Annotated in this window: 15 protein-coding genes and 2 pseudogenes; 6 read left to right on the top strand and 11 right to left on the bottom strand. The window is 44.1% G+C overall.

The features are described 5' to 3' along the window. The first annotated feature begins 521 nt into the window (after nucleotides 1–521). Nucleotides 522–3,452, top strand: a complete 2,931-nt coding sequence (locus QL234_RS13105; protein ID WP_281558283.1) for a hypothetical protein — start codon at nucleotides 522–524, stop codon at nucleotides 3,450–3,452. A 122-nt stretch (nucleotides 3,453–3,574) separates the two neighbouring features. Here QL234_RS13105 and QL234_RS13100 read toward each other — a convergent pair. The 6 genes and pseudogenes from QL234_RS13100 to QL234_RS13075 form a co-directional block, all read right to left on the bottom strand. Then, a pseudogene (locus QL234_RS13100) lies at nucleotides 3,575–3,691 on the bottom strand (S-formylglutathione hydrolase); the annotation flags it as partial. A 52-nt stretch (nucleotides 3,692–3,743) separates the two neighbouring features. Then, nucleotides 3,744–4,163 (bottom strand): tetratricopeptide repeat protein, encoded by a 420-nt coding sequence (locus tag QL234_RS13095; RefSeq protein ID WP_281558282.1) that lies wholly within the window; start codon nucleotides 4,161–4,163, stop codon nucleotides 3,744–3,746. A gap of 174 nt (nucleotides 4,164–4,337) precedes the next feature. Then, entirely contained in the window at nucleotides 4,338–4,712 is a 375-nt protein-coding gene (locus tag QL234_RS13090) for a hypothetical protein (protein WP_281558281.1), read from the bottom strand. A 41-nt stretch (nucleotides 4,713–4,753) separates the two neighbouring features. After that, nucleotides 4,754–5,146 carry a hypothetical protein gene (locus tag QL234_RS13085; protein WP_281558280.1) on the bottom strand — a complete coding sequence of 131 codons (393 nt, stop codon included), beginning with the start codon at nucleotides 5,144–5,146 and terminating at the stop codon, nucleotides 4,754–4,756. Nucleotides 5,147–5,190: 44 nt separating this feature from the next. After that, nucleotides 5,191–5,565 (bottom strand): hypothetical protein, encoded by a 375-nt coding sequence (locus tag QL234_RS13080; protein ID WP_281558279.1) that lies wholly within the window; start codon nucleotides 5,563–5,565, stop codon nucleotides 5,191–5,193. Beyond that, nucleotides 5,562–6,557, bottom strand: a complete 996-nt coding sequence (locus tag QL234_RS13075; protein WP_281558278.1) for a hypothetical protein — start codon at nucleotides 6,555–6,557, stop codon at nucleotides 5,562–5,564. Before QL234_RS13075 ends, QL234_RS13080 begins: the two co-directional genes overlap by 4 nt. A gap of 346 nt (nucleotides 6,558–6,903) precedes the next feature. On the opposite strand from QL234_RS13075, the gene QL234_RS13070 reads away from it, so the two are divergent. Both QL234_RS13070 and QL234_RS13065 read left to right on the top strand, forming a co-directional pair. Continuing rightward, on the top strand, nucleotides 6,904–7,443 hold the full coding sequence (locus QL234_RS13070) for a hypothetical protein (RefSeq protein WP_281558277.1): 540 nt from the start codon (nucleotides 6,904–6,906) through the stop codon (nucleotides 7,441–7,443). A 71-nt stretch (nucleotides 7,444–7,514) separates the two neighbouring features. Beyond that, nucleotides 7,515–8,081 (top strand): LON peptidase substrate-binding domain-containing protein, encoded by a 567-nt coding sequence (locus tag QL234_RS13065; protein ID WP_281558276.1) that lies wholly within the window; start codon nucleotides 7,515–7,517, stop codon nucleotides 8,079–8,081. 67 nt (nucleotides 8,082–8,148) lie between these two features. Here the strand turns inward: QL234_RS13065 and QL234_RS13060 are convergent, their stop codons facing one another. Next, nucleotides 8,149–9,228 (bottom strand): HDOD domain-containing protein, encoded by a 1,080-nt coding sequence (locus QL234_RS13060; RefSeq protein ID WP_281558275.1) that lies wholly within the window; start codon nucleotides 9,226–9,228, stop codon nucleotides 8,149–8,151. A 148-nt stretch (nucleotides 9,229–9,376) separates the two neighbouring features. Between QL234_RS13060 and QL234_RS13055 the strand changes: the two are divergent. Next, nucleotides 9,377–9,562, top strand: a pseudogene (locus QL234_RS13055) (DUF2798 domain-containing protein); the annotation flags it as partial. Nucleotides 9,563–9,758: 196 nt separating this feature from the next. Here the strand turns inward: QL234_RS13055 and QL234_RS13050 are convergent. Beyond that, the gene (locus QL234_RS13050; RefSeq protein WP_044833987.1) at nucleotides 9,759–9,956 is read right to left on the bottom strand and encodes a hypothetical protein; all 198 of its coding nucleotides are present in this window, start codon (nucleotides 9,954–9,956) and stop codon (nucleotides 9,759–9,761) included. Between the two features lie 248 nt (nucleotides 9,957–10,204). On the opposite strand from QL234_RS13050, the gene QL234_RS13045 reads away from it, so the two are divergent. Next, a complete protein-coding gene (locus tag QL234_RS13045; protein WP_281558273.1) occupies nucleotides 10,205–10,714 on the top strand; it encodes a GNAT family N-acetyltransferase in 510 nt (169 codons plus the stop codon). A 290-nt stretch (nucleotides 10,715–11,004) separates the two neighbouring features. Here the strand turns inward: QL234_RS13045 and QL234_RS13040 are convergent, their stop codons facing one another. Continuing rightward, a complete protein-coding gene (locus QL234_RS13040; RefSeq protein WP_281558272.1) occupies nucleotides 11,005–11,433 on the bottom strand; it encodes an organic hydroperoxide resistance protein in 429 nt (142 codons plus the stop codon). A gap of 119 nt (nucleotides 11,434–11,552) precedes the next feature. Between QL234_RS13040 and QL234_RS13035 the strand changes: the two genes are divergently transcribed. Then, the gene (locus QL234_RS13035; protein ID WP_281558271.1) at nucleotides 11,553–12,008 is read left to right on the top strand and encodes a MarR family transcriptional regulator; all 456 of its coding nucleotides are present in this window, start codon (nucleotides 11,553–11,555) and stop codon (nucleotides 12,006–12,008) included. Nucleotides 12,009–12,078: 70 nt separating this feature from the next. Here QL234_RS13035 and QL234_RS13030 read toward each other — a convergent pair whose 3' ends face one another. Beyond that, on the bottom strand, nucleotides 12,079–13,149 hold the full coding sequence (locus QL234_RS13030; protein WP_281558270.1) for a choice-of-anchor A family protein: 1,071 nt from the start codon (nucleotides 13,147–13,149) through the stop codon (nucleotides 12,079–12,081). Nucleotides 13,150–13,324: 175 nt separating this feature from the next. Beyond that, complete coding sequence (locus QL234_RS13025) at nucleotides 13,325–14,155, bottom strand: hypothetical protein (protein WP_281558269.1); 831 nt, start codon at nucleotides 14,153–14,155, stop codon at nucleotides 13,325–13,327. Between the last annotated feature and the right edge of the window lie 7 nt (nucleotides 14,156–14,162).

The following is a 14,162-nucleotide window of genomic DNA, read 5'->3' as shown; positions in this document are numbered from 1 at the left end:
ATCTTGTCAAAACTATTTTTTTATTTCTTATTTTTGTCCCAGAAAACACCTCAAAATTAACTGAAATAAATGATAGGTGGCGCACTTCTCTGTTGAACATGGGTTCTATGCAAAACCGCTTAAAACCCTAATCTCTCCCAAAGATAACAGACCCCGGCAATATTGTTTTATTCAGGATTTATTTCACTTTTTCTAGAATATGTAACCGGTTGCTTTTTGTGTGGTAACCGGTTACATTTTAATCGTTACGAAAGTAACTGCTAAGACTTGCTGTTAAAGAGCGTTTATTTTTCTGTTTAATGGCTGGTCGAGGTAAAGGAAGGAATAACAACTATAAAAGTACCGTTTATAAAGGCCTTACAGCTTATTGAGCTTATCGCCGGATTAAACAAAACCTCCCTTTAGTCTGCCCTGTTCAGGAGCAGGCTAAAAAATAATAAGGTTAACCAATGAAATATAACGATTATAACAAGTGCAAAATTAACCCTACCACAATAACAGGCCTAAAAAAGAAACCAGGTGTGGCTAGTTCAGGCAGATGTGTCGCGCTAAGCGCACTGCTTGCCGGTCTTTTACATACCAGCCCGATACATGCGAAAACGGTCAATTTTAGCGACAGCTTAGACAATCTAACTAAGCTGTCGCAGTCATCCGGTAATCTGTCTATTGATAGCAGCAATGCCGGTTATTTTGGCAATGATACTGGCCGGATAAAACGCAATACCAATAGTGCAGTATATGTTGTTTATGCGCTGTCGGGGGATATTTCCCAGGTGGCAATTACCGCTCACTTTTGGCGCACCGAAGCCAATACCGGGGACTTTATTTTACAAGGTTCGTCCGACGGGGTTTCCTACAATAACCTTACCGTTAGCAAAGCATTGCAGGGGGTTGGCGCCGGCAACTGGGAACAGGTTGATTTGTCGGCCAGCATTGCTCAGAGCGGCATTAAGTATGTAAAGGTGGTTTTTCCCGTACTTGCCGGTGGCAATGCCTGGAACCCGCAGATCAGTAATGTCAGCATCGACTATGACGACGGCACAGTAGACCCTTGTGCTTCTGCCCCCGGTGCTACCTTAACCCTCACCGATGGCATGGAAACCTACAACAAGATGTACCATGGCTCAGGTGGTTTGCTGCGGGATGTCACCAATACCGGCAATTTTGGTGGTGATGACGCCAGGTTATGGCGCTTTTTGAAAAATCAGGAATATATGATTTATAAGGTTGACGGGGATATCAGCGAATTCACCCTCACCAGCCATTTTTGGCGCAGCGACAATACCGTGCTTGATATTGAGTTTTACCTGTCAAAAGACGGTGTGAATTACCAGCCGCTAAATGTTAATAACACTAAATATGGTGTTGGTAGCGGTAGCTGGGAAAAAGTAGATTATTCTTTGGCGAATATAACACCGGGCTACGATTTTATTAAAGTGGTTTATCCGCTAACCTCGGATGATGCCAGTTCCTGGCATCCGCAAATTGGTAACCTGGTTTTGAAATATGTCAGTAATCCGGGCAATAGCTGCGACAACATAGCAAAAGGGGGGCCGGTATCAGGAGGCTCGGCGCCAAAAGCAGTGCCGGCCCAATATAGTGCTAAAACCAGCTTTGATTATTACATTACCCGTGACGGCAATAACATTTATGACGGCGCTGATTTATTTAAGTTTGTTTCTTTTAATGTGCCTGAATTACATGTGCAGGAATCGCCCTACTGGGGGGTAATAGACCCGTTTGAACAAGAAGATGCCATAAAAACCATAGCCGCCATGGGGGCCAAAGTTACCCGCACCTATGTATTGTCTATATTCAATGATCAGCGGCCAGAGCGTACTAAGGTACATATTAATATTGATGGTAACGGCGAGCTGGTGTTTGACGAAGACTTGTTTGTATCTATGGATCGCATGCTCAATTATGCCAACCAGCATGGTGTGCGTATTATCTTGCCTTTTATTGATAACTGGTCTCATTGGGGCGGCTATCAGGATCTGGCAAAAATGCGCGGCATCAGCGCAGCTGACTGGTGGAACAGTGCCCAGGCGAAGCAGGATTATAAAACTATTGTCTCTTATGTGCTGAACCGGGTAAATACCATTTCAGGTATTCCTTATAAGGATGATCCGGCCATTTTTGCCTGGGAAACCGGCAACGAGTTAAGAGACACCACCGATGCCTGGACCACAGAAATGGCCGCCTATATTAAAAGCATCGACAGCAATCATCTGGTATTAGATGGTAAAGATGTCAATATTTCCGAAGCCGCCATTGTTGATCCCAATGTTGATCTTATTTCTAATCATTATTACGGCGGCGAATTTACCGAGCGTTTCTATCGCGACTTTAACTGGGTAGCTGGACGTAAGCCATTTTTTATCGGTGAATTTGGCCTTGAAAGTACGGATCAGGTACGGGACACCCTGGATAAAGTTATCGCTGAAAATGCATTGGGGGCTATGGTTTGGAGCCTGAGACAGCATGATGCCTATGGCGGCTTCCTCGATCATGATGAATGGAAAGGCATACGCGCCTATCACTGGCCGGGTTTCAGTGAAAATAACGCTTATGACGAAATTAATATGGTCAATCTGGTGTGGCAAAAGTCTTATGAAATTCAGGGGCTGGCACAGCCCGCTATTTCAGCCCCGGCCTATGCGCCAACTTTATTACCTGTCACCAATGTTGGCGATATTCGCTGGCAGGGGGTGGTGAATGCCAGCCATTATGATATTGAACGCACCCGGACACCGGAGAACAGTGCCAGCTGGCAAGTGGTTGGTAGCAATATTGTCGACGGCAGTACCGCCGCCGCTGATATGATGGTGCAAAATGTTGTCGACTGGACCGGTGTCAGCCATAACAATGTTACGGTTCCTAAGTTGTTTTCAGACAACAGTACCTCCGCCAATACCAACTATTATTATCGCGTTAAGGCGAAAAATAGCTCGGGTGCCAGCGGCTACTCTAATGTGGAAATGTATGACGGTGGTGAAGTGCTTACCACTTTGACGGATCCGTTAGCTAATTTTAATTTAATCAATAATCATTCGGCTAACCTGGCACTGGATGCCAGCAACCCGCACTATTTTGATAATGATGTAAGCCGGATCAAACGCAGCTCAAACACCAGTGAATACCTGGTGTATGACACGCAGGCCAGTATCACAGGTTTTACTTTGACCAGCCATTTCTGGCGCACCGAAAATGCCGGTGATTTCACCATAGCGTTATCAAGTGATGGTATTAATTACAGCACTTATAATGCCACGGTAAATAACGCAAGCGTGAATGCTGGTAATTGGGAAACTGTCACTTATAGCGCCAGCGGTATCGCGCAAAATGCCCGTTACCTGAAAATTACTTTTCCACTGAATACTTCAGGCGGTAGTTTTTGGCATCCACAATTAGGCAAGGTTGAAATTACTCACAGTAATTCAGTGCAGTAAAACAACAGAGTAAATTTGATCATGAACTAAAACCCAAAAGGGCAGAATACAAGGTATTTTGCCCTTTTGCAGCGCCGGTTAAAACTACTACCAAAGTGATACCAGCTCCGACAAAATGGGTTGTTCAGATGGCTTGCGTGGAAGCACAGGTGATCTTTGATAAAGTTCGCGATAAAAGAATAGCTGCGGTCATAACCTTCATGAGGGGACAACTCCAACAGGTAACCACTTACTTCGCTGCAGTCACCAAAACTTCAGGTCTTTAATTGCGTTGAATCTGGGACCGTTTTGCTATGAACTCTTTAACTCTTCCAATAAGTTATGAATCTCCGCTTTTAATTCTTTATCAATAATTTTATTGCAACTGATTTTAGCTTTTTCTAAATGCGCAATCGCTCCGGTTTTATCCCCCAGTTCGACTTTCAAAGAGGCGATGGAAAAGCCAATGGATGAACAAAAATCTTTAGAGTTAATCGCTTCAGCCTTAACTAAAGCTTGTTCATAAATGGTGATCGCTAATGCTAAGTCATCGGTAAAATCAGCTAACGTTTCCCACTGTACCGGATGGTCTTTATCTGTATTTTCATTTTCTTCACACAGTTTTTTTAACTCTGAATAATAACCATCAAATCTTTTTTGATTTTGTTCTTGGGCAGCCGTCATTAAGTCACCTGTGAGTGACAGTACTCTTTTGTATATTTTGGTATTCATGTTCTGGCCTTATCAATGATGGTTTACGGAGCATTAAGCGGCAATTATAAAGGTTTTACAACAACTAAGCAGTAACTTAGTGACATAGATGACAATAAGCGGATAGGGCAAAGAGCGCGAGATTATCAGTAAAAAAATTATGTGGAATCGTAACAGCACTACCGTCTTTTGGTTTTAGTCCAATAATCCCAGAGCATTTAATAGCAGTAATAATGCTGCCGAAAGTCCTGAGATGGTCAATAGCCAGTAAAAAACAGCGGCAAGCACTTGATCAAACTTAGTTGTATTTTCAAATAATAAATCTGAATTTGCATAAAGGTATGAAAGCGGGCTTTTTTCTAATTTTCGGCTCCAACTCCGGGGCATAGCCAGTGCCTGTGCGACATTAATAATATCCCAGCCACTGGCATACTCTATACCTAAGGCATCTTTAGTCTTGGGGTTTTTTCTTAGCTTTCTTACCGTTATTTGTCTGAAGAGAACATATAAGATACAAGCCAAAAACATAAAAATGGCGTCAAAAGCTAGTAACTTTGAAAAGGTGCTCATTATCGGTTCCTGATGTATGAAAGTTGTTTCATTAAGCTGAGTTATTTCAGTAGACCTGTTGTCACTAAACAAACCCAAGTTAAGATGAGTATGCCTGTTATCGTAAACGTCCAATAAAACACTTTAGCTAAAATGCGATCGAATTTGCTGGTATGTTTAATGAGCAAATCAGCATCGGAGTAAAAGAAAGACATTTGTGTTTTTTTAAACTTTCTAATCAGTGTGATAGGTAAAGCAAGAGATTGGGCAACATTGATAATGTCCCAGCCACTGACAAGCTCCATGCCTAATTCATGTTTTGCCTCTGGATTTTTTCTTAACTTTTTAACTGTTAGCTGTCCAAAAAGAATGAAAAGTATCCATGATATTATCGTACAGCCAAGTATTATTCCTAAAGATAAAGTCGCATTATTCATTTGGGTCACTAACTTCATTAGCAATCAATGTGGTAATGTTAAAGCCCATCATCTTTTGTGCTTTAATCAAATAAACCAAAGGTATTCATAAGTATTAATATGGCACCAGAAAATCCGGTAAACATCCATAACCAATAAAAAATAGCGGCAAGTATCCGGTCAAACTTATTAGTATTTTCAAATAGTAAAGCTGAATCAGCGTTGCTAGAGGAAAGTGGGCTTTTCTCTAATTTCTTACTCCAACGCTTCGGCATAGTTAAGGCTTGCGCTGCGTTCAGGATATCCCAGCCACTCATAAACTCTAGTCCGAGGACATCCTTTGTTTTAGGGTTTTTCCTAAGTTTTCTTACCGTTATCTGGCCAAATAGTACGAAGAAGATTCCGGTAATTACGCTTAGTAAGATAATAAAAGCGACCAGTATTTGTCTTTCTGTCATGATGAAGTAATCCAATTCATAAGTGAATCGTAGATGCCACCGGCATCATTTGTAATTATATGGCTGGTGGTCATTGAAGCACCAGCAGCGGCACCGACAACAAGAGCTCCCCCTAAAACTAAACCGACCCAGCCTATGGGAGTAGACACTATTAATAACCCAAGTCCATAACCACCAGCTTTTAAAAAGCCTGTTCCAATAGCAGCACTAGCAGCAAACCCACTAGACTCAATAAATAACTGCCTGTGCCAGTTACCGCCAGCCCTGTGAGTATTTTGGATATTACCTACCCGACTGGTAAAGTCGATAACGGCCAGGCCATTACCTAACAATTTAGTGTATTTGGTAAATTGAACCAGCTCACTGGCTTGTGCCTGGTTGGTGACATCCAGCTTAGTGACATTACGGCTGCTTCTGACGATATTCTTGCCCCTGTCCAGGTTACTGAGGGCTGTACCGCGCCGGGATTTCACCTGGGCTGTTACTGATTCCATTTCATGGTGAAATTTTGTCTGTAATTCCTTATAGGCATGATTGACTTTTTGCTCTGCCGCCAGCTTATGCGGAGATTTGGCTTCGATAGCTTCCCGGTATTGCATTAAGGTATCTTGATATTTTTGCACAGCTTTAAGAAAGCCACTTGCTCGTTCGCCGTGAAAGCTGGTGGAAGCCCCGATAGAACCGACACCAAACTCGTATAGTTTCTTTCTTAGTTCAGCAAGGGCCAATACATTTTCACTGCCAAGAGACAATGAAAGATTGGCAAGGTCCCGGGAAATATACATAGGCGCAAGCTGGTTCAGGGCACTTAATCCGGCAACATTCGGATTGTTATGGCCAGGGGAAGGTGGCTCTAACAGGTAAGGAGTATTACCTATCGCAAACTCCGGTGTACGACCATGAATATCTTTAAGCTGGTCAAGCTCTATCCCGCATTGTTCTTTAAAGGCCTGGCGGCTTAACAGCTGGTTAGTGAGAATAATTTCACTCATGTTAAAATCCTTTTCAAACTGAGTTATCGTTAGCTTGTTTTTCAGTATAGCCGGGAGCGGGTTATTGACCTTGGCTTTATTGTCATCCCTTTATATTTTTTCTTTGTGCTGTCTGTTTTGTTGCTGGTGTTATTACAACATAATTGTTCGATAAATAAACGGCTTTTATCCGGGAAATACTGCCTGGAGCCTCCCTTTTCGGTTACTGCTTATGCTGCTTTATTGTAAAGCTCCTGTGCCTTTTTAAACTTGGTTAATATGACTGCAGCATTGACGCATACCAGATAGCCTTCTACGCTTTTTGACAGCATATGCCTTCCTCTCACTGCAACAGAGGAGTGATATCATGAGTGGCTATTTTAAAGATAATGATCCCATGAATTTTAGCAGTCAAATTTCGGTGTTATTCCCTAAAACCGGTATTTCACTAACGGGTCTGCCTCATAATATCTATGCCATTCTTTCAAGGTCCGAATATAACAAGCTCAGCAGTGATAAAAAATTAGCGGTAGACACTAAAGTACTGACTAAAAACCAGGCGAATAGTTATGCTAATTTATTTCGCCGGGCAGCGGCGCGCAATACCATTCCCTGGATTTTAGGGCCGGCAGGCCTGCTGCCCGGAGTAGGCACCGTCATTAGTATTACCACCTCGACTCTCGATGGTTTATACCGGCTTGCCGGAGCTTCTGCTATTTCCGCCGGTTGTATGGCGGTATTAATGGCCGAAGGGGGGCGCTTTACCAAGTACTACTCCCTGGCGATAGATCCCAGTTATGGTGAGTTGCTGGTGATTATGGTGTTTTACCAGGTCAGCATAGGCAAAGAAAATCGCATGTACGGTGTGTATTCGGCAAAATATGCTTTGAAAGTAGAAGGGAGTTAATCATTAGTATTTATTTCACCTGTTGCCCTAAAAACTCGTATGCTTAATATAGCGAGCCTTGGGTTTTGACGATGAAAATACCGATTTTTCCTTTACCTGTTTATTTGCTGCCCGGCGGCATCACCCAGCTGCGGATATTTGAGCAGCGCTACCTGAATATGGTGAAAAATGCCAATGAGACCCACGGCTTTGTCATTGCTTATGTGTTGGATAATGCCAGGATGAGCAAGTGGGGCAGTTGGGTGGATATTATCGACTTTGACAGCGATGAAGAGGGCCTGCTTAATATTACGGTTAAATGTCAGCGCTTGGTGTCGATATCGGCTACCACTAAACAAGCCGATAAGCTGTTATTTGGCACGGTTACCCCCATGGAGCATTGGCAGGAATCAGCCGACCGGCGAGACTGCCACTTTTTGCAGCAGCAGTTAAAGTGGCTGTTTAATGAATATGACGCCCTGCAGCAGCTGTATCCGACTTGTTATTTCGAACGTGCCGACTGGGTATGTGCCCGTTGGTTAGAGCTGTTACCCGTTAAGTTTGAAGATAAAAGTTTTTTTGCCCGCCGGGACAGTTTTCATATGGCGGTTGCTTTTCTCAATGCGCTTTTGGGGAGCGAAAGCCAAGTCTCCAGGTAGCGGTATGCTTTTGCATGCTCTCGCCCTAATAAAGAATATCCTTGTTTGTTAACTTGCTTATCAGATATTAATCGCAATCCACGGCTTCAGCCTGTAAGAATTTATCCAGGTATTGCTTGGCCTCATCGCTGAAAAGTAAACTTTCTTTGGCCTGCTCCATGGCGGTCTGCTCTAGGTCATCGTATTCAAAGCGGATGATTAATTCGCTGATGATGTTGGCTTCATAGATAAAACAGGCAATAGGCTTCTTTGTTAGCAGCGACTGGAGCATGGCCGATTGGGTTAACTTTTCCTGCCAAACCAGGGTATCTAAAATGCTCTTTGGCATATGCCAGTGCCTGGCAATATGGGTGGTCAGTTTTTTCGAGTTTTCATATAACAGATTTTTAAAGGCAAAGGTGTTTGGCTGGCAGTCAGGGTGAGTATAAGAGAAGGCTTCCATCAAAAGTTGAAAAATAATCATATTGCCCAGGTTGCAAATTAAACCGATCAGATAACCTTCTGCCGCTCCCTGCTTATAGGGAGACTGGCTGATGATTTCTTTGGCTATCTGTCCGGTAGACAGGCTGTGCTGCCATATTTTGTGGCCGTATTGCTGGAAATAAATGGTTGGCTGCGGCGTGAGCTGATTGATAAAACCGTTGAGTACCCCTTGCATCAAGCCGTTTTGGCCAAGCAGCATAAACGCTGATTTGAGATCAGTAACTTCTTTATCACTGCGGTTATAAAAAGACGAATTTGCCAGCTCTATGACTTTAGCGGCAATAACCGGCTCTTGCTGGATCAGTGTTATCAGGGCATTGGTATCAAAGTCGTTATCATTATTGAGCTGATCAATGACCTTAGAGAGGGAGGCTGGCAGCAGGGGGACAACTTTTAAAATCAGCTTCGGCATTTCCAGTAATTTTTGTACTTTTTTGGTGATGAACAAAGAAAGTTCATCGTGTTGCTCGCTGTGTTCGCTTTGCCCGAATAAAACATCGTAAAAGGCTTTTTGATGTGCTTCTTCGGCTGAAATCAAGTGGATGGCGTTTGCTCTTGTTTCAGGGGACTCTTCTTGTTCAACCGGCCGGCTATCTTCAAAATAATAGTAATTAGGCTGGTCGCCGTCGGATGGAAACAGGCGTTTAATGAGGGCATGAAACATAGACAGGCGATCCTTAGTGAGTAAATGATTGTGCAGGCCGTTGACAAGGCATATACAGCATTTATTGTCCGCTTTCTCTTTAGAGTGTAGTCAGCTTTTATCGCCCTGTTGCATTAATTGACGGCAGTAAGCCGTTGTTGTTTGTTGCTGGGCTATGCTCACCGCCAGTGACATAGGTTTGGTCGAGCAATTTGCCTTAAAGTGGCTGCAGGCATTTAGTTTGGCCTGGCCGGCGGCAGCACTGATCTCCTTTATTATTGCGCCGGGAGTGCAAAAACTAACATTGAGAATCGTGTCTTTAAGTCAGGACCAATTAGCCAGTCAAGGTGAATAGCAGCAGGTTGGTGGTGCAAAGGCCGATCGTGCTTTTTTGGCTGTTGCTGCGCTTTTGGCAAGGGCTGCCAGGGTTATCTTTGGAAAAATAATGCCGGGCAAGGCCGGCATTATTGTGATTAACAGAAGTTCAGGTTTCTGGTAAAGAGAGCAGCTGATAGCACTAAGCCACTGTTTTACCTGATGCGCTTAAATGATTACAGGCATCGCTCAATTTGGGTACAGCCAACCAGAGGTGAAGATGGTCTCTGGCACCAGTAATCATTGGTATTTTGGCAGAAGGCTTCTGACTCAGGTCCGCGGCCACCGCCTACTTGAGGGGTCATAGCTGCCGGTAAGGCCTTATTGTCTTTAGAAAGGTTTTTCAGTTGTTTTTTATTTAGTTTTAATTTCATGACACTTCCTTTTTTTGTTTATTATTTGCACTAACAATATACGGCAGGGGTCAAGAAATGCACAGCCTATATGTGTAACAAGATATTAACATAAATAATCGGTATTTTTACATCCTGCTTTACCGCAGAACAACCCTGATGAAAAACAGCAACATACGGTGATGGTCTTAATCATGTCAAATCATTGAAATAAAATGGTTAGCTGTTATATTTCGCCTTTTAAAATACCTGCTCCAGAGATCTTATTTGTGGCCTTAGATATTAAAGTTATCGACAAAAACACCTGTGCTTTATCATATAGAGATGCCTTACTGGCCCTGACCGCCAGCGTAGAAGCCAGTAATGCCGCGCCTGATTTATTTCCGCCGACACCTACTTTTCTTGAAGGCATACTCGGTAAGGAGATGACCAAGTTTTTTGTCTTTGACGGTGACCGGATTATCGCTTATGCCGTACTTAAACATTTACGGGAGTTGCCGAACTATCTTGGCCATTTAGATTATCCCGGCGAGCACAGTGCCATGATTTATTTCACCTTAGTGCACCCGGATTACAGGGGCAGGGGGATCAATAGCCAAATTACCGCGCTGCGTGTTGCCGAGGCGCAAAAAATCGGCGTTAAATACCTGTTTTCTACCGTGCATCCGAATAATATTGCCTCGCTGAAAACCTTGCAAAAGGTCGGGCTCAAGGCCATTGATAAACGCATTATGTTTGAGGAGCAGTTATTGCGTTTGATTATGTTCAGGGCATTATAAAACCCGTTTGCTAGCAGGCTTTTGTACAAAAGATATAAAAGCCCTCAGGGTTATTGCTGCCTTTTTTCACTCATCATTTCAAGTACTGCTTAGCCGGTTAAAGTCGCTATCTGCGAGAGTGTTCAATTGCACAACTTGTTTGACGCTAACTTCATTACTGAATCCGTCGGCACTTTCATTTAGGTGATAAAGCGAAATTCTCAGGCTCAAATGTATAAATTATTTTCTTCCAGGGGAAAAGAATAAGGCGGCAAACGCCGCCCGGTAATTCATTTCAGTATTTTTGGGGATTAAATCACCGTTAATTCCACATCGACATTACCCCGGGTCGCATTTGAATATGGGCAAATTTCGTGGGCCTGACCAACCAGATCATGTGCCTGGCTCTTGTCCATGTCGCCTAAAGAAACCGCCAGCTTCACCGCAATACCAAAACCTTGTGCAATAGGGCCTATGGCCACTTCGGCATTAATAAAAGTGTCTTTGGGCAGGGCTATTTTGGCATTGCCGGCAACGACCTTAAGGGCGCCGATAAAACAGGCGGCATAACCTGCAGCAAATAATTGCTCCGGATTGGTGCCCGCACCATCGTCACCGCCCAGGCCTTTCGGGGTCGATAAAGCCAGGTTTAAGCGGCCATCGTCTGATTTGGCGCTGCCTTCACGGCCGCCGGTTGCTGTTGCTTTCGCTGTATATAACACCTGATTTAATAAGTTCATACGAGTTCCTCTGTGTGATATTGAACAATTTAGTTTGCATGCAAAATAATATCTGAGTGCTTTTATGATTGCAAATACTTTGTGTGCAAAATAAAATAACAGTACTTGCAGGAGCTTTTATGACTTACGACCAACTTAAACTGGATAATCAGCTGTGCCACCGCCTATACATGGCGTCAAACGGCTTGATCCGCGCTTACCGGCCTTTGCTTGAGGCTTTAAATCTGACCTATCCCCAGTATGTAGTGATGATGGCCTTGTGGGAGCAAGACGGCATCACCATACAGAGCTTATTGGAAAAAACCGTTATCGATGGCGGCGCTATGAGCCTGATTTTAAAAAAGATGCAGGAAAAAAAGCTGCTGTCCATCACCAAGAGTGAAGAGGATAAACGCAAGAAATTGCTTCACTTGCTACCGGCAGGCAAGGCGTTACAGGTAAAGGCGGCCGAGGTGCCGGCTAAGATACGGTGTGCCTTTCCCAATATCGCGCCGGATGAGGTACAGCTATTAAACCGCTTGTTGGATAAAGTGTGTGCGGATTTACATGCCGATGAGCAAGAGGATAACCCATAAAAAAATGCCAGCGGGAGAGGGCTGGCATTTTAGCTTCTGCGATAAGTTACCTTAAATCTAAGTTAACTTATCAAGCAAAACTGAAGGACTGGCTGGCTGACTTGAATTTGAAACCGGATAATTTCTTTCTGGCAAATATCAAGGCTAAGCCTAAGACAAATAATAATAAACCTGTCGGCTCGGGAACCGGCGTGGTGCCCGGGGGAACCGGCTGGAACGGGTTGTAGTTTATCTGCATATTCCCCTGCCATGAATTGCCTATCACTTGGCCGTAGATGGTGGACTCGTTGGCTTTAATATCTGCCGTCGGTGCCAGGACACTGCCGTATAAATCGCTGTTAAGGTTAAGCTGCTCGACATCGTCAAAGTTATATAACAGTTGCAGCGGCGGTTCGTTGTTGGTTGCGCCTTTGTTAAAGTAGCCGCTTAACGGATCTGAGCTGTCAAAAGGATTGGCGCTGTCGGTTAAAAAGACATTGGCCTGGGAAAAATCCACGGTTGAGCTGTTGTCATTGGCGATATTAAATACCACAGTTGCATCTTCGCCCATGCCGTCGGTATTTACGTACCAGTCGGTGGCAAACATGTCCTGGGTGATATTAAAGACATAAACTTCATCTTCGAAAACCAGGTTGGGATCCAGGGCAAATTCCAGCGCCCAGCCGTGATCGATAACCGCCATGGCGGTTTCTTGCGCCAGCTGGTGGGACAGGGCTTCAAGTTCGGCAAAAGCGCCGCTAAAGTCTACCGGTAAATTGCTGCTGTTTTCGGTCACTGAACCTATGCTGCTTGGGCCGCCGCTAAAAGTGCCGCCTAATATCACATCACCCAATACCGGGTTGGGCAGGGTCGCCGACTGGTAAACATTTAAACTGCCGGTACCGGTTTTGTTGATATCGCCGCCAACGACTAAGCTCGGGCCGTCACCCATATCGTAGTCGATGATTTGTGTGCCGATATCATAGCCGCCGTTTACGGTTAAATTACCGCCAACAGCCACTCTGCCTTCGACATCCGAAGAGGTAACTGAATAATCTTCCTTGATAAATGCATTGTATTGACTTGCCTGGCCGAAATCTATCGGTCCAGCCAAAGTTTGGCCGCTGATGAGTAAGCCGGCCAACAGGGTGAGATGACGCATTGTTGCTCCTTTAGTAGTGGGGGTTAGAACGGCGGTTATAATAGCAGTTAAAAAGCATATTTGACAGCGCTGTCGTGATTAAGTTTTTATGAAGGGTTAACCCAAAAAGAACAAATGTCACACCTGATTTACACCTGCATTTACACTGAGGTTTTACGTCGTTGATCCTTATGCTTTATTTCTTCGACAGCGGGGAATGCTGGTTTTCAGGGGGGGGTCTTGAGGAGGAAAGAGCAGGAGTTGCGGCTGCTTTTAACGGCGGTAAAGTGATGATTTTAACAGCGCAGGGATTATTTTTCCCTGAGATTTTCTTCAGTAGCTCTTTTAGCAGCCCGCTTTTTTTAATGTTTATCATCGACAGGGTCAGCTGGCTTAACAAATGTTTATGTTTGTGATGTATCCAGTGGTAACTGAACTGGCTCAGGGAGGGAACATGGCGGTAATAAATGTGTTGAATGCCTGATTGGCATAATGCATTTATGGCTACCTGGTATTCTGAAAGATAGATACCCTTGCCCCTTTTATTCATGATGTTAAAAGCTATGTTGTCATGTTTTACCACCTGACACGACAAATGATGGTTACGGCAGAAGTTCCCTATGGTGATTGAACGTTTGGTCCTGATATAGAGGTTATCCGATTCCAGGTTGCAGTGAGCCGGTAACAGACAAAACAAACCGGCATTGACCGCCAGCAGAGGTTCGGTAATTTTCACCAGGTTAGGGTAAGCCTTGGCTATGGGTTCGTAGCGGGAAAATTCAGCATCTACCTGGCCCTGATTGGCCATGTTTAAGCCCCGCAAATTAGGCAGAAAGACGATGGAAGGTTTTATGCCCAGCGGGGCATATAATTGCCGGATAAAATGCTTAACATGCTCTGTGCCTAAGGTTTCGCCGATTTCTTCGTTGGCATTTACGATAAATGGGGCGGCATTGAGGGGAAAGATGAATAAAAGCAATAACAAAACAGGAAGAGGAAAAGGCATGTCTATCCAGCTTTTATTCAAACACATA

The organism is Thalassomonas sp. RHCl1, from assembly GCF_947387555.1.
Classification (GTDB): domain Bacteria; phylum Pseudomonadota; class Gammaproteobacteria; order Enterobacterales; family Alteromonadaceae; genus Thalassomonas.
This window is presented reverse-complemented; position numbering and strand designations above follow the sequence as displayed.